General features: G+C 41.5%; 14 protein-coding genes. 6 read left to right on the top strand and 8 right to left on the bottom strand.

The window, feature by feature from the left end:
* Nucleotides 1-4: 4 nt before the first annotated feature.
* The gene (locus J8Z25_RS10905) at nucleotides 5-466 is read right to left on the bottom strand and encodes a type 2 periplasmic-binding domain-containing protein (RefSeq protein ID WP_250661035.1); all 462 of its coding nucleotides are present in this window, start codon (nucleotides 464-466) and stop codon (nucleotides 5-7) included.
* Between the two features lie 88 nt (nucleotides 467-554).
* On the opposite strand from J8Z25_RS10905, the gene J8Z25_RS10900 reads away from it, so the two are divergent.
* Nucleotides 555-1,652 carry an ISAs1 family transposase gene (locus J8Z25_RS10900; RefSeq protein ID WP_175081192.1) on the top strand — a complete coding sequence of 366 codons (1,098 nt, stop codon included), beginning with the start codon at nucleotides 555-557 and terminating at the stop codon, nucleotides 1,650-1,652.
* Between the two features lie 22 nt (nucleotides 1,653-1,674).
* Here the strand turns inward: J8Z25_RS10900 and J8Z25_RS10895 are convergent, their stop codons facing one another.
* From J8Z25_RS10895 to mnmC, 3 genes are all read right to left on the bottom strand, one after another.
* Nucleotides 1,675-2,070, bottom strand: a complete 396-nt coding sequence (locus J8Z25_RS10895; RefSeq protein WP_250661034.1) for a hypothetical protein — start codon at nucleotides 2,068-2,070, stop codon at nucleotides 1,675-1,677.
* 245 nt (nucleotides 2,071-2,315) lie between these two features.
* Nucleotides 2,316-2,951, bottom strand: a complete 636-nt coding sequence (locus tag J8Z25_RS10890; protein WP_250661033.1) for an SDR family oxidoreductase — start codon at nucleotides 2,949-2,951, stop codon at nucleotides 2,316-2,318.
* Between the two features lie 126 nt (nucleotides 2,952-3,077).
* Nucleotides 3,078-5,138, bottom strand: a complete 2,061-nt coding sequence (gene mnmC / locus J8Z25_RS10885) for a bifunctional tRNA (5-methylaminomethyl-2-thiouridine)(34)-methyltransferase MnmC2/FAD-dependent 5-carboxymethylaminomethyl-2-thiouridine(34) oxidoreductase MnmC1 (RefSeq protein WP_250661032.1) — start codon at nucleotides 5,136-5,138, stop codon at nucleotides 3,078-3,080.
* A gap of 179 nt (nucleotides 5,139-5,317) precedes the next feature.
* On the opposite strand from mnmC, the gene fabB reads away from it, so the two are divergent.
* The 4 genes from fabB to J8Z25_RS10865 all read left to right on the top strand — a co-directional run bounded on the left by fabB (nucleotide 5,318) and on the right by J8Z25_RS10865 (nucleotide 13,771).
* Entirely contained in the window at nucleotides 5,318-6,532 is a 1,215-nt protein-coding gene (gene fabB, locus J8Z25_RS10880) for a beta-ketoacyl-ACP synthase I (protein ID WP_130051150.1), read from the top strand.
* A 140-nt stretch (nucleotides 6,533-6,672) separates the two neighbouring features.
* The gene (locus J8Z25_RS10875) at nucleotides 6,673-7,794 is read left to right on the top strand and encodes a 4-phosphoerythronate dehydrogenase (RefSeq protein WP_130051151.1); all 1,122 of its coding nucleotides are present in this window, start codon (nucleotides 6,673-6,675) and stop codon (nucleotides 7,792-7,794) included.
* 32 nt (nucleotides 7,795-7,826) lie between these two features.
* Complete coding sequence (locus J8Z25_RS10870; protein WP_167658330.1) at nucleotides 7,827-8,843, top strand: aspartate-semialdehyde dehydrogenase; 1,017 nt, start codon at nucleotides 7,827-7,829, stop codon at nucleotides 8,841-8,843.
* A 320-nt stretch (nucleotides 8,844-9,163) separates the two neighbouring features.
* The gene (locus J8Z25_RS10865) at nucleotides 9,164-13,771 is read left to right on the top strand and encodes a FimV/HubP family polar landmark protein (protein ID WP_250661031.1); all 4,608 of its coding nucleotides are present in this window, start codon (nucleotides 9,164-9,166) and stop codon (nucleotides 13,769-13,771) included.
* 55 nt (nucleotides 13,772-13,826) lie between these two features.
* Here the strand turns inward: J8Z25_RS10865 and J8Z25_RS10860 are convergent, their stop codons facing one another.
* Nucleotides 13,827-15,452, bottom strand: a complete 1,626-nt coding sequence (locus J8Z25_RS10860; RefSeq protein ID WP_167658328.1) for a M28 family metallopeptidase — start codon at nucleotides 15,450-15,452, stop codon at nucleotides 13,827-13,829.
* Between the two features lie 602 nt (nucleotides 15,453-16,054).
* On the opposite strand from J8Z25_RS10860, the gene J8Z25_RS10855 reads away from it, so the two are divergent.
* Entirely contained in the window at nucleotides 16,055-16,648 is a 594-nt protein-coding gene (locus tag J8Z25_RS10855) for a TetR/AcrR family transcriptional regulator (protein WP_167658327.1), read from the top strand.
* Between the two features lie 58 nt (nucleotides 16,649-16,706).
* Here J8Z25_RS10855 and lipA read toward each other — a convergent pair whose 3' ends face one another.
* Genes lipA through ybeD form a run of 3 tightly spaced genes read right to left on the bottom strand, consistent with a single transcriptional unit; the run spans nucleotide 16,707 to nucleotide 18,620 of the window.
* A complete protein-coding gene (gene lipA, locus J8Z25_RS10850; protein WP_250661030.1) occupies nucleotides 16,707-17,672 on the bottom strand; it encodes a lipoyl synthase in 966 nt (321 codons plus the stop codon).
* On the bottom strand, nucleotides 17,669-18,322 hold the full coding sequence (lipB, locus tag J8Z25_RS10845) for a lipoyl(octanoyl) transferase LipB (protein ID WP_167658326.1): 654 nt from the start codon (nucleotides 18,320-18,322) through the stop codon (nucleotides 17,669-17,671). Before lipB ends, lipA begins: the two co-directional genes overlap by 4 nt.
* 19 nt (nucleotides 18,323-18,341) lie before the next feature.
* Nucleotides 18,342-18,620, bottom strand: a complete 279-nt coding sequence (gene ybeD, locus J8Z25_RS10840; protein ID WP_054551674.1) for a DUF493 family protein YbeD — start codon at nucleotides 18,618-18,620, stop codon at nucleotides 18,342-18,344.
* Nucleotides 18,621-18,670 lie beyond the last annotated feature (50 nt).

Raw genomic sequence — 18,670 nt, 5'->3', positions numbered from 1 at the left:
GCGCTCATTGAAATGGGTTAAACCACAAAGGGCTATTTTTATTAGGTGTGTTCGACGATAGCGTTGGGTTATCTAGCTCAATAACGCGACGCGAGCTTAAGTTGGCTTTTGATAAAACCATTTGTACTTGGCTGTCTGCCAAAAACATCGCGTTAAATGTGCCATCTTCAATCATCTCTTTTAGGGCATCATTTAATTGCTTGTGTAGTGTGTGATTGTTTTTGTTGACGAAAAAGTAAAGAGGGGCGGTGTATTTAATTACCAAGTGTGGTTCAACCGTAAGGTTAAGTTCTGAGTGGTTGGCAATTTCATCCCAAGGCTCATTCACACCACGTGGGAAGTAATCAAAACGCTCGCCTTCAAGCATAGGGAATAAGTTAGGGTATTTTAATGTGGTAACAACGGGCAATTGGTTCGCTTTTAATATTTTAGTATCTGGCCAAGTTTTACCTTGCCCAGCGGTCACGGCGGGATCGCACTTTGTAAAAAGGCTTTAACATCCGCCTCTTTTCTGATCTAATAACGCCCACATTGTCACTATCTACTTGTTAATTATGTCGTTATTTAGCCACCTTGAACTTGTGGAAGATAAGCGTTCTTTCATCAATCAACATCATGACCTTACTGATGTCTTATTTCTTATCATTTCGGCGGTTTTATCTGGTTGTGAAGGCTGGAAAGATATCGAAGTGTTTGGACACAGCAAGCTGTCTTGGCTCCGACAGTTCAGAGCATTTAAACATGGTATTCCAACGCGACATAGTATTGCTCGTATTCTTAAAACAGTGGAAACTGACTCTCTGATTTTGGCCCTGCTTAGTTGGGTTAACGAGCAACGAACTCAATCTGACAAGCCAATTATTGCATTTGATGGGAAAACTCTGCGTGGTGCCAGTAAAAAGCGTGAGGATAACTTACACTTGGTGTCCGCTTTTGATTGTGAATCTGGTTTAACTTTGTATCAGCGTACCGTAGAAAGTAAATCTAACGAGATCCCAGCAGTTAGGGCCTTATTAGATGTGCTCGATATTTCAGACTCTATCATCACACTAGATGCACTACATTGTCAGAAAGCGACACTCTCAGCACTGACTTCAAGAGATGCGGACTATTTGGTTCAGGTCAAAGCAAATCAGAAAACGCTTTATAAAGCAGTCGCTTCATGTTTTGAAAAAGCTTTTGAAGAAGAGGGAGATTTGCCTGAGGACGTACAAACCAGCAATGGGCATGGACGTCAGGAAACACGGATCACTTACGCTCTAAAAGCAGACAAACTGCCTAAAGAGATAAAAGAAAAATGGCCAGGGCTTACTTCGTTGGTCGCAGTCGAAAGGCACAATAAGTCCGACTCAATAATAAAAATAGACACGCACTTTTATGTTACTTCTGTCGAGCCAGATGCACAGATGTTGCAGAAAGCAATCCGCCATCATTGGCACATAGAAAATCAGCAGCACTGGGTGTTGGATGTCGTCTTTAAGGAAGACGCTTGCCAGATAAGCGAGCCGATTTCGGCGGAGAATATGGCGCTGTTCAGACGGGTTGTTCGCAACCTGGTAAAACAGCACAAAGGCCGTAAAGACTCGATACGCAGTAAGTGTGTTAGGGCTAGTTTTGACGATGAATTCAGGGCTGAGCTTATCTTTGGTTAATACTTGTTAACAAAGTATGCTCTCACCCTGGCCCAGCGGTGAAGCGTTTTAAATCTTGCAAGCTATTTACCGAGCTAAACAGCTCGCGGTTTTGAGCTTTTACAATTGCTACTCGCATGCCAAGTAAGCCACGAAACAAAGGAATATAAACGGCCTGATAATCTTGCTCTAACTGAGTTGATGTCATGCTCCACATCACATCAAGCTGGTTGTTTTTTACATCGTTTAGGATACGCGCGTTAGAGATATCTTTATTGGTTTCGTAAGGGTGAACATAATCTAAGCCAGCCCGTTCAATGGCGCTGATCAATAATTTGTGGGGAAGGGAGGTATCGCCACTGTAGCTCTGTACTTTTACCGGTGCGGCATAACAAGCAGATGTAAAAGCAAAGCAAAAAAGAAAAGCAAAATGACGCATAAAGCACCTTTGTTATTATTATGTAAACAATAAACTAAAGTGCTTTACGCGCTTTCTCAATCTTATTTCTTATGCATACGTATTCATACCAATCCGCAATAATACTTAATCATTTTGAGGGATTAAACCTGTCGCTATCTGCGTTAAAAATTTCTGATTTAAACAACTAAATAACGAAATTTTTGCCTTGCTATCAACAAGGTTTTCTTGCCTCAAAATAGACCACTTAATTAAGCAAATTGGTATCAATCGTTCAGTAGACTGTCGATTGACTTATCACCATTAAATAATTCAAACACTTGTGGTTTTTTCGGTGTATGTTCAGCAAGGTATAGCAGGGTATCTGCTACATCTTCACGGTTGATCACCGCATCTTGGCGGGTTGCAGGTCGCGTAGTCGTTAATAATCCAGTTGCTGCATCATTTTTCAGTGTGCCGGGTCTGACTATGCTGTAGTTTAATTCGCTATTGATCAAATGTTGATCAGCCATGTGTTTTGCCACTAAATACGGTTTTATACTGCTTTCGATATTATCTGGGGCGTCAGCGCCAATTGAACTGACTATAATAAAGTGCTTAACTTTGGCATCAACCGCATAATTAATCGCTTTTACTGCAGCCCATAAATCAATCAGTAAGGTTTTATCTGCACCCGTTGACCCACCAGAGCCAGCACTAAAAATAACTTGTTCAACGCCTTCGAAGGCGCGACTAAAATCGTTTTCGAGGTCTTGCTCGACAATCGTTAAATGAGTACTTTCAAGCGTGCTCAGCTTGCTTTTATCTCGAACCAAAGCCACCACGTCATGACCACTTGCCAGCATTTTTTCGGTGGTCATTTTACCTATTTGACCCGTTGCACCAATGATTAAGGTCTTCATATCAAACTCCTTCTAATTGCTTTGTAAGTAAAGACCTTGGGGTGTGAATTTATTTTTAAAGGGGAAACTAAGAACGAAATTGTAATCAAGAAAAATAACGGGGCTAATTAAAGCCCCATCGAATCATTAAATTTTATTACGAATTAGGTCGCGTACAATAAAGCGGGCGGGGTGAATAGCTTGACTCACGCGTTCGCTAAATGGTCTTGGTTCATTGTTTAAACAAGCAATTAAATGCTCTGCACATAAAGGGGCACTGCACAGGCCTCTTGCACCAAAGCCAGTGAGTACATGCAAGCCTTGCAGAGGTTTCGTTAAAGTTTGGTACTCATATCGCTTACCTAAGCGAAGATTAGCAAACGCGCTTACATAATCACTTTGTTCAGCCCACTCACCAGCCATGGGTAGATGGTCGATGAAGGTGCATCTTACTGCTGCTTTTGCCGCTGTTATCTCACCTAAGGTCGTTGCAAACTCGCTGTCTGTGTAAAAACTTAATAGTTGTTCGCGATTGGTGTGGTTGTCTTGCTCTTTAACTTCACGGCTTTTTGAGTTTTTTTCAAAGGTCGCGCCCATACAATGATGACCCTGATATTCAGGGGTAAAATAGCCCTTATGGCAAAGCACGGTCTTTAGGCGTTTTGACTGCTCGCTTGCTTGCACATGCGAGACTTGGCCGCGCACACCCACAACGGGCAGAGCGCGAGTTTGACTGAACTGATCGCTGTGTTCACCAGCACAGTTAATTACATCGCTAAATGGTCCGAATGTTTGCTCTTTAGAGTGTAATAACCAGCCATCAGCGGTTTTTTCTAACTTTTCAATATGGCAATTAAAGTGACTGTCCATTTTATTATTGGTAGTCGCACTTAAAGAATTTGCGGCATTAAATAGTGCTTTAACCAGAGCTGGTGGATTTACCCAGCCGCCTTTTGCAAAGAATACACCTGAATAACCCGTATCCACGCCGGCAATTTCGTCACCTTCTTCAGCGCTTACATTACGCATTAATTCAGCTGGCCAAAGCGCTTTATCGGCAAGGTTTTGATGTTTATCTGCTAGACCTTGTTTAACTGCATGTTGCAATACACCACACCACTGGTGAGGGTAGTCAAAACCATCATCAAGTAATTGCTGGTAAAGACGCATCGCATATAAAAAGCTATGGGCAAACATTTCACTGTGCGGTGAATTCTTCGCTTGTAGATGCGGATAAACAGCTCCTTGCACATTATGTGAAGCGCCCATGGCAAGCGCTTCATCTTGGCAAAAAAGCGTGGCTTTTAGGCCTCTTTTTGCCAGTGAATACAGTACACTGCTACTGGCAATACCGCCGCCGATAACAGCTACATTACTCAGTTCACTTTGCTGATGAGCAAAATACGCAGGCCCTGATTGTTGCTCATTAGGTTCGGTGAGCTCGCCAATCAGCATTTCGCGCTTTTTGCCATAGCCTTTTGCTTTACTCATGCTAAAGCCCGCTTCGATGAGTCCTCTTCTTACAAAGCCTGCGGCCGTGAAAGTGGCGAGTGTGGCGTTTGCTCTTGAGATAGCTCGCATCTTGTTGAATAAGCTTTGCTGCCACATATCTGGGTTTTTACTTGGTGCAAAGCCATCTAAATACCACGCATCAACAACCCCTTCGCTTGGGTAGCTCATGGTATCAATACTGTCTTGCACGTCACCAAAATAAAGATCGAGTATTAGTTTGCCGCCTGCAAATTCAAGGCGATGACAACCTGCCAGATTAATAGGGTATTGATCAATCAGTTGCTCACTATATTCATTTAAATTAGGCCAGGCTTTGAGTGCTTGGGCGAGATCATCACGCTTAATAGGAAACTTTTCAAAAGAGATAAAGTGCAGGCGGTTAATACTTTTTTTGTCAGCTTTTTTACCACTAAGGTCGTGTTGATTTTGAACTTCTAGCTCTGCATGCTGCCTATCAAGGTAAGCAGCAAAGTGTTGCCAAGTATTTAAAAAGTTAAGCCCCGTACCAAAGCCTGTTTCAGCAATCGTAAAGTGGTTACGGTCATGATTTTGTAATCGTTGCGGGATATGGTTTTGTTGATAGAACACATAATGTGATTCGGCTAAGCCATCGTCATTAGAGAAATAAACATCGTCAAACTGATCGGCGACAGGGGTACCAAGGTGATTAAAATGAATATGTGCGTTTTTGATCATGGTTTAACTAATTAACTACAAACTTTTTTCATTATTTTACGTGTTTTCTTTGAAATAGTCTGGCGTTATTTATAAGCTAGACATTCAGAGTACATGTGTACGCTAGAAAGCTGACCACTTCGAAAGTAATTTCAGCGTAAAATAGAACACAATTTAGTATAGAGCTAAGGTAATTACCCATGAGAAGAGCCGTTATTACGGGCATCGGTGTTGTTTCAAGCATCGGTAACAACAAAGAAGAAGTATTAGAATCATTAAAACAAGGCCGTAGTGGTATTGCGTTCAACCAAGAATTTGCTGACTACAACCTACGTAGTAATGTATCTGGCAAAATCGATATTGATGTTAAAGAGTTTGTTGATCGTAAAGCAATGCGTTTTATGGGCGATGCTGCTGCATACGCTTATATTTCAATGTCTCAAGCAATTGCAGATGCAGGCCTTAGTGAAGAGCAAGTTTCAAATGAGCGCACTGGTTTATTAGTGGGTTCAGGTGGTGGTTCATCTAAATGGCAAGTTGAAGCGGCTGATATTTTACGTGAAAAAGGCGTAAAACGTGTTGGTCCATACATGGTACCGCGTACTATGGCGAGTACGACTTCAGCGTGTCTTGCAACACCATTCAAAATTAAAGGTGTTAACTATTCAATAAGTTCTGCGTGTGCGACATCAGCACACTGTATTGGTCATGCGGTTGAGCAAATTCAACTAGGTAAGCAAGACGTAATTTTTGCAGGTGGTGGTGAAGAGCTTCACTGGACACTCGCTATGGAATTCGATGCAATGGGTGCATTGTCTACTAAGTACAATGAAACACCAGAGAAAGCATCACGTACATACGATGCAAACCGTGACGGTTTTGTTATCTCTGGCGGTGGCGGTATCGTTGTTGTTGAAGAACTTGAGCATGCACTTGCTCGTGGCGCGCATATTTACGCAGAAATCACAGGCTACGGTGCAACATCTGACGGCTACGATATGGTAGCTCCATCAGGTGAAGGCGCAGTTCGTTGTATGAAACAAGCAATGCAAGGTCTTGAAGGCGGTATTGATTACTTAAATACCCACGGTACTTCAACACCTGTTGGCGACGTTAAAGAGCTTGGTGCTATTCAAGAAGTATTTGGTGGTAATTCACCAATGATCAGTGCAACCAAAGCGATGACAGGTCACGCTTTAGGTGCAGCAGGTGTTCACGAAGCAATCTTCTCGTTATTAATGCTTGAGCATAACTTTGTTGCTCCATCTATCAACATTGATGAACTAGATGAGCAAGCTGCAGGTCTAAATATCGTAACTGAGCGTAAAGACGTTGAACTTAACAATGTAATGTCTAACAGCTTTGGTTTCGGTGGCACTAACGCCACACTAGTAATGAGCAAATATAAAGGTTAAACCTCTCCAGTATTTGCTTAAAGCCGAGCAATTGCTCGGCTTTTTCACATAAATAACCCCAAAATCGTCTTAGTTGTTACCTATCCGAATACTGATAAATTCGCTACAATAGCGCCACTTTCTGCCTTTCGGACACACAAATGAAAATTCTTGCAGATCAAAATATGCCATTGGTTGAGCAGTACTTTGCCGATTTTGGTGATGTTGAGCGATTTGATGGTCGTAGTCTACAGCCAGAGCAGCTTGTCGGGGTCGATATTTTGTTAACCCGCTCTGTTACGAATGTAGATAAAAGCTTATTAACTCAAGCAGATAAATTAAAATTTGTGGGCACTGCAACTATAGGTGTTGATCACATTGATACCGAACTACTCGCTGAGCGAAATATAGCATTTAGTAGCGCACCAGGTTGTAATGCAGTTGCAGTCGCTGAATATGTTATTAGCAGTTTATATTCTTTGAGCCAAGAAAATTCCAGCTCATTACAAGGTAAAACTATAGGTATAGTTGGCGTTGGCAGCATAGGCAGCTGTTTACGTGATAAGCTAAGCCTGCTTGGTATGAATGTGCTGCTATGCGATCCACCAAAACATGAAGCCGGTGAGTTGGCAGAGCATATTGAGTTAGACGCATTATTAGCTCAAGCTGATATCGTAACTTTTCATGTGCCGCTGGTTAAGCAAGGGCCACATAAAACCTTGCACATGCTAGACGAAACGCGCTTAAAGGCACTTAAGCCTGGAATGACTATTATCAATGCAAGCCGTGGTGATGTGATTGATAACAAAGCATTGCTTGCACTGTTTAAACAAGGCGCAAAATTAGATTGCGTGCTTGATGTTTGGGAAAACGAACCCAATATACTGACTCCTCTGCTTGATTATGTGCGTTATGCCAGCGTGCATATTGCAGGGCATACACTCGAAGGTAAGGCCCGCGGTACACAAATGCTGTATCAGAAAGTATGTGAGCTTGAAGGTATCGCAGCACTTAAATCTCTGGACGACTTTTTACCAGAGCCAATTAGTCATTCTGTCACATTAGGTGAAACCTTTAACCAAGACGATATCGGCCGCTTGGTGCACTTAATTTATGATGTACGTCGTGACGATGGCATTTTACGAAGTAAATTAGCAAGCGAAGGCTTTGATAGTTTGCGTAAGAATTACCCGCCACGACGAGAGTTTAGTACTTTGTCGGTGGCTGCTAACAGTGCATGTGAAGGCGCATTAGCTGCACTGGGATTTAGAATTAACGAATAAAGTCATTTGCTTTATTCAAAAGAGGAAAACACATGTCGCAAAAATTTAATGTAGCCGTATTAGGTGCCACAGGTTTAGTGGGTCGTCAAATTATCGAAACTTTGGAAGATCGTAAGTTTCCGGTAGACCAATTATTTTTACTCGCAAGTAGCCGTAGTGCCGGTGAAGAAATTCAATTTCGCGGTGAAAGCCTTGAAGTAATCGATGTTGAAGAGTTTGATTTTAGCCAAGCTCACATTGGTTTATTTTCAGCAGGCGGTAGTGTCTCTGAAAAATACGCACCCATTGCGGCAGACGCAGGCTGTGTGGTGATTGATAATACATCACACTTTCGTAATGACTTTGACGTACCATTAATTATTCCCGAAGTGAATGCATCAAGCTTAGCGGATTTCAGAAACCGAAACATCATTGCAAACCCTAACTGCTCAACTATTCAAATGTTGGTGGCGTTAAAGCCTATTTATGACGCTTATGGTATTGACCGCATTAACGTATCAACTTATCAAGCAGTATCAGGTGCGGGCAAAGAAGCGGTTGATGAACTAGCTAAACAAACAGCGAACTTAATGAATGCACGCCCAATGGATAATGCCGTTTTCCCTAAACAAATCGCCTTTAACGTGATCCCACAAATCGACAGTTTTGAAGATAACGGTTATACCCGCGAAGAAATGAAAATGGTCAACGAAACACAAAAAATCTTAGGTGATAACAGTGTTGTGGTTAACCCTACTTGTGTTCGTGTACCCGTGTTCTTTGGTCACAGTGAAGCGATTAATATTGAAACGCGTATGCCAGTAGATATTGAACATGTTAAGCAGCTATTAAACGATACACCAGGTGTAGAGTTTATTGAAGACTTAGCCGATTATCCAACAGCGGTGTCAGACGCCAGTGGTAATGACACGGTTTACGTGGGTCGTTTACGTGCTGATATTTCGCATCCACATGGTTTAAATATGTGGGTTGTTAGTGATAACACGCGCAAAGGTGCAGCAACAAATAGTGTGCAGATTGCTGAAGAGCTAATCGCAAATTACTTGTAAACTGATGATTTAGGCTGAGCTAAATTTGAGAAAAAGCGGCAATTTGCCGCTTTTTTTGTGAATTCACTGCCAAATTATTGCCGCATACGTTGTAAAAGCGTATAAACTTAACGATAACAATAAAAAAGCCTCTCAGCCGCTATTATTTAAGCTATTTACTATCAAGGTGTTGCAATAGATATTGCAAGGCAACTAAGTTATAGTTTGCAGCTGGAATAGAGCTTGCAAGAAAACATAATTAAGAATCAATTCTGCAAGAATTACTTGATGTTTAAGCAACTAAGGTTGCTGTGTTAACATTTAAAACATAAAGGATCAGCATGCGCGGTTTAGCAACACTCTTCATATTAGCGTCTGCATTGGTGGTAACACCGACATACTCTGATGAAGGCACCACACTTAAAGGCCCTAAAGGTGTCGATTACGGTGCGCAGGGGCGCTCTATTGGTCCAATTAAACCGACCGATACATTATGGCGCATTGCCGCTAAAATTCGCCCTGACAACTCTGTAAGTATTTATCAGGTCATGCAAGCTTTGTATGACAAAAACCCATCGTCATTTTTAGACCAAAACCTTAATCATATGCGTGATGGCGCATATCTAAAAATCCCAACTATTGCCGAAATGCGTGCGGTCAATCCGACGCTAGCAAAAGCGCGTTCTGAACAAGATGATGAGCTATGGGAAAAGAAGAAAAACGGTACTTTGACTACCGCTGAAATCAATGAATCGCAAAAGAAAGTCACCCAAGCCCGTAAAGTTGATGTAGACGAAGCAAAGCAAGAGCTTAAGCAAGAAATCAACACCATTAAAACAGAACAGGGCACGCAGCTTGTCGAGTTACAAAAGCAGTTTAAATCGTCGGTTGAAAATGTTGAAGAAATCTTAGCAGAGAACAATAAGCTCAAAAAACAACTTACAGGTATCTCTAAAGAGCTTGAAACCGTTCGAGATCAACTTGGCCAAGACAGTGAAATTCAAAAGCAGCTGAAAGAACTGATCACTAAACAAAATGAAATCATAGAGCAGCAAAAAGCAAAAAAGATTGAAGAGGACAGTGGGTTCAACTTTTCGGATTTACTGAGTAACCCATTTGTTCTCGGTGCATTAATGTTTATTCCTGCATTACTAATCATTGCTGCTGTTGTGATGTTTTTGAAAAAACGTAACAACTCTAGCGATGACACTGATGGCAGTGACGACGATGAATTTTTACCACAAAGTCCAAGTTATAATCCTGATGATGAGTTAGAGTCGATAGTAGAAAATGATCCACTAGTTCCAGATCCGGTTGAAGAAAATGATGACTTGAGTGTTCGTTTAGATGATGACTTAGACCAAGACATGTTGCCAGATGATGACATCATTTTTGACGACAGCATTGATGATAGCTTTGATGAAGACGACAGTGTTCTAAATCAAGATGAGCTAGAAGGGCTATTAAGTGATGACATCGAGTTTAATGATGAGTCTTCAAGTAATGCTGACGATGATGATTTAGATGCATTTTTGCAGCAAGATTTCGATCAAACCGATGACGACAGTTTGGGTGATGAAATTGATCTTGATAGTGGGCAGCCTCAAGCTGATTCATCTGGTGATATTTTAAGTGCTGACGATATTGACGACTTATTTGATACTGATGAAGATGACTCGTTAGATAACGCGAATGATGAAATGGCAGCGCTTAGTGAAGAGCTCGCAGAAGATGACGCTGAAGATGATTTTGACATTGATAGCTTAATTGATGAGCAAAATAACACAGATTCTAATCAAGAAGTAAACCTAGACGATATTGATGATTTACTAGATGAAAATAATGATGCCGCAACAACTAACGTTGAAGCAGAACTTATTGATGAAGATGATTTCGATATCGACAGCCTAATTGATGAAGCGCAAACAGAAGAGCCAGCAGCCGAAGCGAATGATGCAATAGAAAACGACGATCTTGATGATGCGCTGGATGTTGATGACATTGACTCGCTATTAGATGAAGTTCAAGAGGAACAAGCTCCTGTCGAAGAGACAAGTGCCGATGAACTCATTGATGAAGATGATCTTGATATCGACAGCCTAATTGATGAAGCGCAAACAGAAGAGCCAGCAGCCGAAGCGAATGATGCAATAGAAAACGACGATCTTGATGATGCGCTGGATGTTGATGACATTGACTCGCTATTAGATGAAGTTCAAGAAGAACAAGCGCCTGTCGAAGAGGCAGGTGCAGATGAACTCATTGATGAAGATGATCTTGATATCGACAGCTTAATTGATGAAGCGCAAACAGAAGAGCCAATAGCTGAAGCGAATGATGCATTAGAAAACGGTGACCTTGATGATGCACTGGATGTTGATGACATTGACTCGCTATTAGATGAAGTTCATCAAGAACAAGCGCCTGTCGAAGAGGCAAGTGCAGATGAACTCATTGATGAAGATGACCTTGATATCGACAGCTTAATTGATGAAGCGCAAACAGAAGAGCCAATAGCTGAAGCGAATGATGCATTAGAAAACGATGACCTTGATGATGCACTGGATGTTGATGGCATTGACTCGTTATTAGATGAAGCACAAGACGATCCAGAGCCACAAGAAGAGCAAGAACCTGAAGCAGAGCTTGTTGAAGAGCTAACCGAAGAACCTAGTACAGATGATTTAATCGATGAAGACGAGCTTGATGATGCTCTTGATGTTGACGATATTGACTCGTTATTAGATGAAGCACAAGACGATCTAGAGCCACAAGAAGAGCAAGAACCTGAAGCAGAGCTTGTTGAAGAGCTAAGCGAAGAACCTAGTGCAGACGATTTAATCGATGAAAGCGAGCTTGATGATGCTCTTGATGTTGACGACATTGATTCATTATTAGATGAGGCACAAGAAGAGCAAGAACCTGAAGCAGAGCTTCTTGAAGAGCTAATCGAAGAACCTAGTGCAGACGATCTAATCGATGAAGACGAGCTTGATGATGCTCTTGATGTTGACGACATTGATTCATTATTAGATGAGGCACAAGACGAGCAAGAACCTGAAGCAGAGCTTGTTGAAGAGCTAAGCGAAGAACCTAGTGCAGACGATTTAATCGATGAAAGCGAGCTTGATGATGCTCTTGATGTTGACGACATTGATTCATTATTAGATGAAGCACAAGAGCCAGAACAAGAATCCGCTGAAGAGCCTACCGAAGAGCCTATTACAGATGATTTAAGCGATGAGTTTGATACTGATGACATCGACTCATTACTCGATGAGGTTGATGCAGAGTCAGAAGAACCTGAGTTAACAGATGATAGTGATTCAGATATTGATGACAATGCTGCGCAAGATGATGAACTAGATGTAGCAGATATCGACCCTTTGCTTGATGAAGAGAGCAGTGATGAGCAGGACTCTGACGTTGATGATGAGCTAGAAGAGCTTATTCAGCAAACAAATGAGCTGAAGCAAGACACCGAAGCGCAGATCTCAGATTTAAGCCATGAACAGAGTGACAGTGCAGAGCATGATGAGAATCTACAAGAGTCGCTAGAAGATTTAGCCGATGCAGATCAAGCTGTTGATGACATGAATGTTGAATCAATTGCCTCTGAGTTGGTTGATGACGCGGATGATAGTGACGAAGTTGATATTGATGAGGCGTTAAATCAAGAGTTTAATGAAGATAGCGATGAGCTATTAGATGAAGATGATAGTCTAGATGAATTTGATGATTCATCACTGAAAAGCGTTGATGAGTTATTAAATGAAATTGGTGAAGAAGATGATTATGTCGAAGCACCAGATTGGTCAATAGATGAACCAGAGCAAGACATTGAAGAAGTTGAAATTGATTTAGGCGATGATCCACTTGCAGATGAAGACCTAACCGATGAATTTGATTTAACTGCCGATGAAGAGCCATTACAGCAAGATACGGTGACTCCTAGCCAAGAGTTGGAAGAGTATCCAGAACTTGAGCTAGATGAAGCAGGTTTTGAATTAGATGAATCTGATGAAAACACTTCTAATCAGTTAGACGAAGATGAGCCATTACAGTTAAGTCAGGCAGAGCAAGACCTTGCTAACTCATTAGCAACGGGTAATGAGCTTGGTCAGTTAGACGATGATTTTGATGATGACATCTTGCTTGATAATGAATTCACAGAAGATGATGTTCTTGATTCTGAGGGCGACTTGCCGGAACAATCAGAAAATGAAGGCACAACAGAGTTAACTAGCGAAGAGCCAATTGATGATGAGGTTGCTGAAAGCCAAGACGAATTAGAGGATTTCCCTGAATTCGAATTAGACGATATTGAACTTGATGATGCTGCAGAAGCTGAGCAAACATTAGCTGATATCGAGTCTAATTTAGCTGACGAGGCTGATTTAAGTGAGCTGTCAGATGATGAAATCGATGATGATTTTATGGCTGATCTCACTCAAACAGACTTTGATGCGCTGTTAAATGAATTAGCAGAGCCAGATGAAGCTGATATTGCTGATGCCAGTGAATTTGATGTTGATTTTAATGCCCTATTAAATGAAGACTTACAGGGTGAAAGTCAACAGACAGTTGAACCTGAAGTAGCGGCCTTAGAGGATCAAGATGAACAAGCGCAACAAGCTACAGCTGATGAGTTTGTAGATATTGATTCATTACTTGAACAAAGTGATGATGAAGCTCTAGACCATGAACCTTATGACGAGGTTGATATGGATGTAGGATTGAGTGATTTTAATGACTTACTTGCAGGTGATAATCCAACTGATGTTGATGCCGAAAGTGGTGGTTACTCAGCTAAACTGGACCTAGCAAGGGCATATATCGAAATAGACGACTTTGATGCAGCACTGCAAGCTATTGAAGATGTGATAGCGAATGGCCCTGATGAAGTGCAAGAAGAAGCACAGTCATTAAAAGCTAAGATAAGTGAGTAATATTAATCAATAAAAAACCGAGCTAATAGCTCGGTTTTTTATATCTAAGCGAAGGCTATTGCTTGTCTTGTAAGCGGCGAGCTTTGAAGTCAGACTCGGCTTTCCATTTTGGCCAATCACCGTTATTAGCAAGCTTGGCTGCAATATCAACGATCAGTTCAATATCTTGCTCAACACCACCCATAGACCACTCGGCTGAATAGTCGTCAGCTTCTTTATGATATTTATGAGCAATATAATCAGGATCTGTATCGCCTAGGCTCATAAATAGTAAGCTTGGAACGCCTTGTTTAGCTAGTGAGAAGTGATCTGAACGGAAAAACAAGCCATTTTGAGGGCGAGGGTCCATTTTTACATGACGACCTTGTGCTTTAGCTGCATCTGCAAGGTAGTCTTCCATCTCAGACATGCCTTTACCGTATTGTAATATGTAGTCAACGCCGTCTAGCACGTTCATACCATCAATATTAAGCAACGCGACCATTTGTTTGGTTGGTACAATTTCGCCAGTCGCAAATTGCTGAGAACCAATAAGCCCCGTTTCTTCAGCCGTAAAGTTGGCAAAGATAATAGAACGCTTGAATGGCTTGTTCTTATGCATTTCGGTAAGAATTCGGGCTATTTCCACTGTTGCTGCACTACCTGATGCATTATCTACAGCACCATTATAGATTTTTACGCCGTCATCAGTTTGCTTCGTACCAAAGTGGTCCCAGTGTGCGCCAATTACAATGTACTCATCAGGAGTTTCGCTGCCTTTTAGGGTTGCAACAACGTTATGCGACTGAGCTTGAGAGATATCACTTTGCAGTGTCAGCTCTGCCTTAGCGTTTAAATCTACGGGTTTAAAATCTGCTTTTAATGCATTGGCTTTTTCAGTTTGATAATCAAGGCCGGCTTGAGCAAAGATTTCATTTGCAGCTTGCTCATCAATCCAACCCATAACAGGAATGTCGGAAACATTTTTCTCTTGGTCGATTAAGGTATATTTACTGCCAGTGTTCGAGCTTTCAACTACGCTCCAAGGGTATGCCGCAGGAGCTGTTTCGTGAACGATGAATACCGCTTTTGCGCCTTGTCGTGCACCTTCTTCATATTTGTAAGTCCAACGGCCGTAGTAGGTCATGGCATTACCTGTGAAAAGTGCTTCGTCTTGGGTCGCAAAACCTGGATCATTAACAAGTACGATAATGGTTTTGCCTTTGACATCAATATCAGCAAAATCATCCCAGTTATATTCTGGTGCATTAATGCCATAGCCAACAAACACAACATCAGAACCATCAATATTAATCTCAGGGTTAATTTGCTGAGTGCGGGCGGTAAAATCACTGCCAGCATTAAAGCTTAAATCACCCACTTTTAGGGTCATGTTTTGATCTGGGGTGAGTTTTGCCATAGTAACTGGCTGTAAAAACTCGCCATTATAACTACCTGTTAAGCCGAGTTTTTTATACTCGTCAGCTAAATAGTTAATGGTCAGCGTTTCTCCTTCAGTCAAAGGGCCACGGCCTAAGAATTCATCAGAGGCAAGTGTTTTAATATGTGAGCGCACATTGGCAATGTTAACGGCTTCATGGTTTTCAGCACTTGGCTTATTAGCGCTAGATATTGGTTGCTCAGAGCAGCCGAATAAACCAACTGCAAGTGCCAAGCTTGCATATTTAAGGTGAGTTGTCATAGTTTTTCTGGTTGATTGCACAAGGTTTCACTATATGGGACGAGAAGGGGGGCTGTCCAGAAAGAGTCTGCAAATAACTAATTATTCAGGATGAAAGGGTAATAATGCACTTTTATACCAGTCCGCAATAATACTTAATCATTTTGAGGGATTAAACCTGTCGCTACCTGCGTTAAAATTTCTTATTTACGACGGCATGGATGCAGAAGGTAGCATGCAGGAGCAATTGTCGATCACAACTAAATAACGAAATTTTTGGCTTGTTATCAACGAGGGTTTATTGCCTCAAAATAGACCACTTAATGAGCGAATTGGTATTACTCTATCAAGTGAACGATTAAGTGTTATTAATCTTGGTATCTTGAGTTCTAAAACCTCGGCAACGACTGGGTACTGAATGATACTTGCGCTTGGTATGCTTTTTGTTGAGGGGTTAATTGGGTTATATCAAGATAGAGTGGCGATTGCTAACCATTTTTGAAAATCTCAATTTTTATTATAAGTAAATGTCCTGTGTAGTTTTTTGTGGCTTGTTGTAAAAGTAAACTGTCTAGTGCATTTTTTGTTTTTACGGTACACTAGTAACTTGATTGGAGGGGCACATGAAACTATCACAGAGAAAGCGATTAGATATTTTGAATGCAGCAGAGACATTATTTTTTCAGCAGGGTGTTGAGAATACAAGTATGGATCAGGTTGCAAGCTTGGCAGGCGCCTCTAAGCGTACGGTATATAACCACTTTGAAAATAAAGATGTGTTGTTCCAGGCTATTCTTGTGTTTATGTTTGAAAAAGTACGCCAAGAGCAAGCTGTTGTGTTTGATGCTTCTTTGCCAATAGCAGAGCAGTTAACCTGTATTGCCGAGCAAGAAGTAGCGCTACTAACCTCTGAAGAGTTTTTAAAAGTGGCGAAAGTAGCCTTCATGCAAATGTTAAAACAGCCTGATTTAGCTAAATCATTAGCTAGTAACAACATGGGCTGCATGCAAGATCTTGTGTCGTTTTTAGAAGCAGGAAACCAAGCGCAGGCTTTAAGTATTGATGATGTTGAGTTCGCTGCAAAACAATTTGTATATCAATTAAAGTCCTTAATTTTTTATCCATTGCTGTATGGCTTTGAACGTCAAGCTGGCGACTCTGATAGTAAAGTGATTAGTGAAACCGTGAAAATGTTCTTAGCGCGATATGGGCGCTGATTGTCTGTTTCATAAAAAAAGCCCGCTTGATGCGGGCTTTTTATATTTATAAGAAGTCTTACTTCACTTCTTTACCAGCTGCTTGTTGGTCAGCATGGTAGCTTGAGCGAACAAATGGACCACAGGCCGCATGAGTAAAGCCAATTTCGTCTGCATAGTCTTTTAATGCATCAAACTCTGCTGGCGGCACATAGCGTTTAACAGGTAAGTGGTGCTTAGAAGGTTGTAAGTATTGGCCTACTGTTAGCATATCAACGTTATGCTCGCGTAAGTCACGTAACACTTCTTCGATTTCGCTAATCTCTTCACCTAAACCTACCATCAAACCTGATTTAGTTTTCACATTAGGGTGCGCTTCTTTAAAACGACGTAGAAGCTCAAGTGACCACTTATAATCAGCACCAGGACGCGCTAATTTGTATAAACGCGGTGCAGTTTCTAGGTTGTGGTTAAATACATCTGGCGGCGTCTCGATTAAGATATCAAGGGCTCTGTCCATACGACCACGAAAATCTGGCACTAAAATTTCAATGGTGATTTCTGGGTTGTGCTTACGAATTTCACGTATACAGTCAGTAAAGTGCTGTGCACCACCATCACGTAAATCATCACGGTCTACCGAGGTAATAACAACATAGCTAAGCTTCATGTCTTTAATGGTCAGCGCTAGCTTTTCAGGCTCTGCTGCATCTGGCTTTAATGGACGGCCGTGTGCAACATCACAGAATGGACAACGACGAGTACAAATAGCACCTAAAATCATAAAGGTAGCTGTACCATGGTTGAAACATTCAGATAGGTTAGGGCATGATGCCTCTTCACAAACTGAGTGCAAACCATGTTTACGCATCGCTTGTTTAATACCATCAATACGTTCGGTTGATTTAGGTAAGCGAATTTTCAGCCACTCTGGCTTACGTAACATTTCGTTTTTTTCAGTCGGTAAAACTTTAACTGGTATCAGCGCCATTTTTTCTGCATCACGCAGTTTTACGCCTGGTTCCATTTTGACTGGTTTATTCATTCGTTTTCAAACCCTTCAGTATGCTTAACCACAGTAGCATTAAGCTTTTTAATCATGTGTTTTACAAGCCCTGCACCTGCTTGCTCGAGGTTTTGCGGACCGTTAAGGTCGGTTGTTTGCACCATGTTCATGCCAGCATAGCCACATGGATTTATACGCAAAAATGGCGCTAGATCCATGTTTACATTAAGTGCTAAACCGTGGAAAGAGCAACCGCGGCGAACACGAAGGCCTAATGAGGCGATTTTACTATCGTTTACGTAGACACCAGGTGCATCTGCTTTGGCGTAGGCATCAATGTCATATTCTTTTAGCGTGTCAATAATACACTCTTCAAGCCATGTAACTAGCTCTCTTACACCTATTTTTAAACGACGTAAGTTGAACAGCACATACATCATTTGCTGGCCTGGTCCGTGGTATGTCACTTGGCCACCACGGTCCACTTGGATCACTTCGATATCACCGGTATTTAATAAATGCTCAGCTTTACCAGCTTGGCCTTGAGTAAATACAGGCTCGTGCTCAACGAGCCAAATTTCATCGGCTGTGTGCTCATCACGGGTGTCGGTAAAAGATTGCATTTTTTGCCAAATTGGCATGTAACGCTGACGACCTAATTGACGAACGATTAATTCTCTTTCGCTCACGATTTACTCCGTAATCGGTCTATAGCATGTGACGTACGTCATCGATGTTGCTGATCACGTTATAAATTTCTTCAATATGCTCTTTACTTGTAACGGTAGCTACAAGCGTTACAGATTCGTAATTACCTTTGCTGCTTGGTTTTACCTTTGGCGCATAATCGCCAGGTGCAATTGGTTGCAGCTTTTCTAGGATCTGATCTGTTAGATTTACATTAGCTAAACCCATGATTTTAAATGTGAATGGGCAAGGAAAATCTAAATACTCGTCAAACTTAGTATTTTTTACAGGTTGAACCACGACGGTGACTCCTCAAACAGTGAGTATGCTTAATAGAGGTGTTCTCTGCC

Origin of the sequence: Pseudoalteromonas sp. SCSIO 43101, from assembly GCF_023650775.1 — a bacterium.
Lineage (GTDB): Bacteria > Pseudomonadota > Gammaproteobacteria > Enterobacterales > Alteromonadaceae > Pseudoalteromonas > Pseudoalteromonas apostichopi.
This window is presented reverse-complemented; position numbering and strand designations above follow the sequence as displayed.

What these genes read in the sequence shown, in the direction of transcription:
- mnmC (WP_250661032.1), bottom strand. Translation starts at nt 5,138, where the DNA reads ATGATCAAAAACGCACATATTCATTTTAATCACCTTGGTACCCCTGTC.
- J8Z25_RS10870 (WP_167658330.1), top strand. Translation starts at nt 7,827, where the DNA reads ATGTCGCAAAAATTTAATGTAGCCGTATTAGGTGCCACAGGTTTAGTG.
- J8Z25_RS10875 (WP_130051151.1), top strand. Translation starts at nt 6,673, where the DNA reads ATGAAAATTCTTGCAGATCAAAATATGCCATTGGTTGAGCAGTACTTT.
- J8Z25_RS10895 (WP_250661034.1), bottom strand. Translation starts at nt 2,070, where the DNA reads ATGCGTCATTTTGCTTTTCTTTTTTGCTTTGCTTTTACATCTGCTTGT.
- lipA (WP_250661030.1), bottom strand. Translation starts at nt 17,672, where the DNA reads ATGAATAAACCAGTCAAAATGGAACCAGGCGTAAAACTGCGTGATGCA.
- J8Z25_RS10900 (WP_175081192.1), top strand. Translation starts at nt 555, where the DNA reads ATGTCGTTATTTAGCCACCTTGAACTTGTGGAAGATAAGCGTTCTTTC.
- fabB (WP_130051150.1), top strand. Translation starts at nt 5,318, where the DNA reads ATGAGAAGAGCCGTTATTACGGGCATCGGTGTTGTTTCAAGCATCGGT.
- J8Z25_RS10865 (WP_250661031.1), top strand. Translation starts at nt 9,164, where the DNA reads ATGCGCGGTTTAGCAACACTCTTCATATTAGCGTCTGCATTGGTGGTA.
- J8Z25_RS10855 (WP_167658327.1), top strand. Translation starts at nt 16,055, where the DNA reads ATGAAACTATCACAGAGAAAGCGATTAGATATTTTGAATGCAGCAGAG.
- J8Z25_RS10860 (WP_167658328.1), bottom strand. Translation starts at nt 15,452, where the DNA reads ATGACAACTCACCTTAAATATGCAAGCTTGGCACTTGCAGTTGGTTTA.
- J8Z25_RS10890 (WP_250661033.1), bottom strand. Translation starts at nt 2,951, where the DNA reads ATGAAGACCTTAATCATTGGTGCAACGGGTCAAATAGGTAAAATGACC.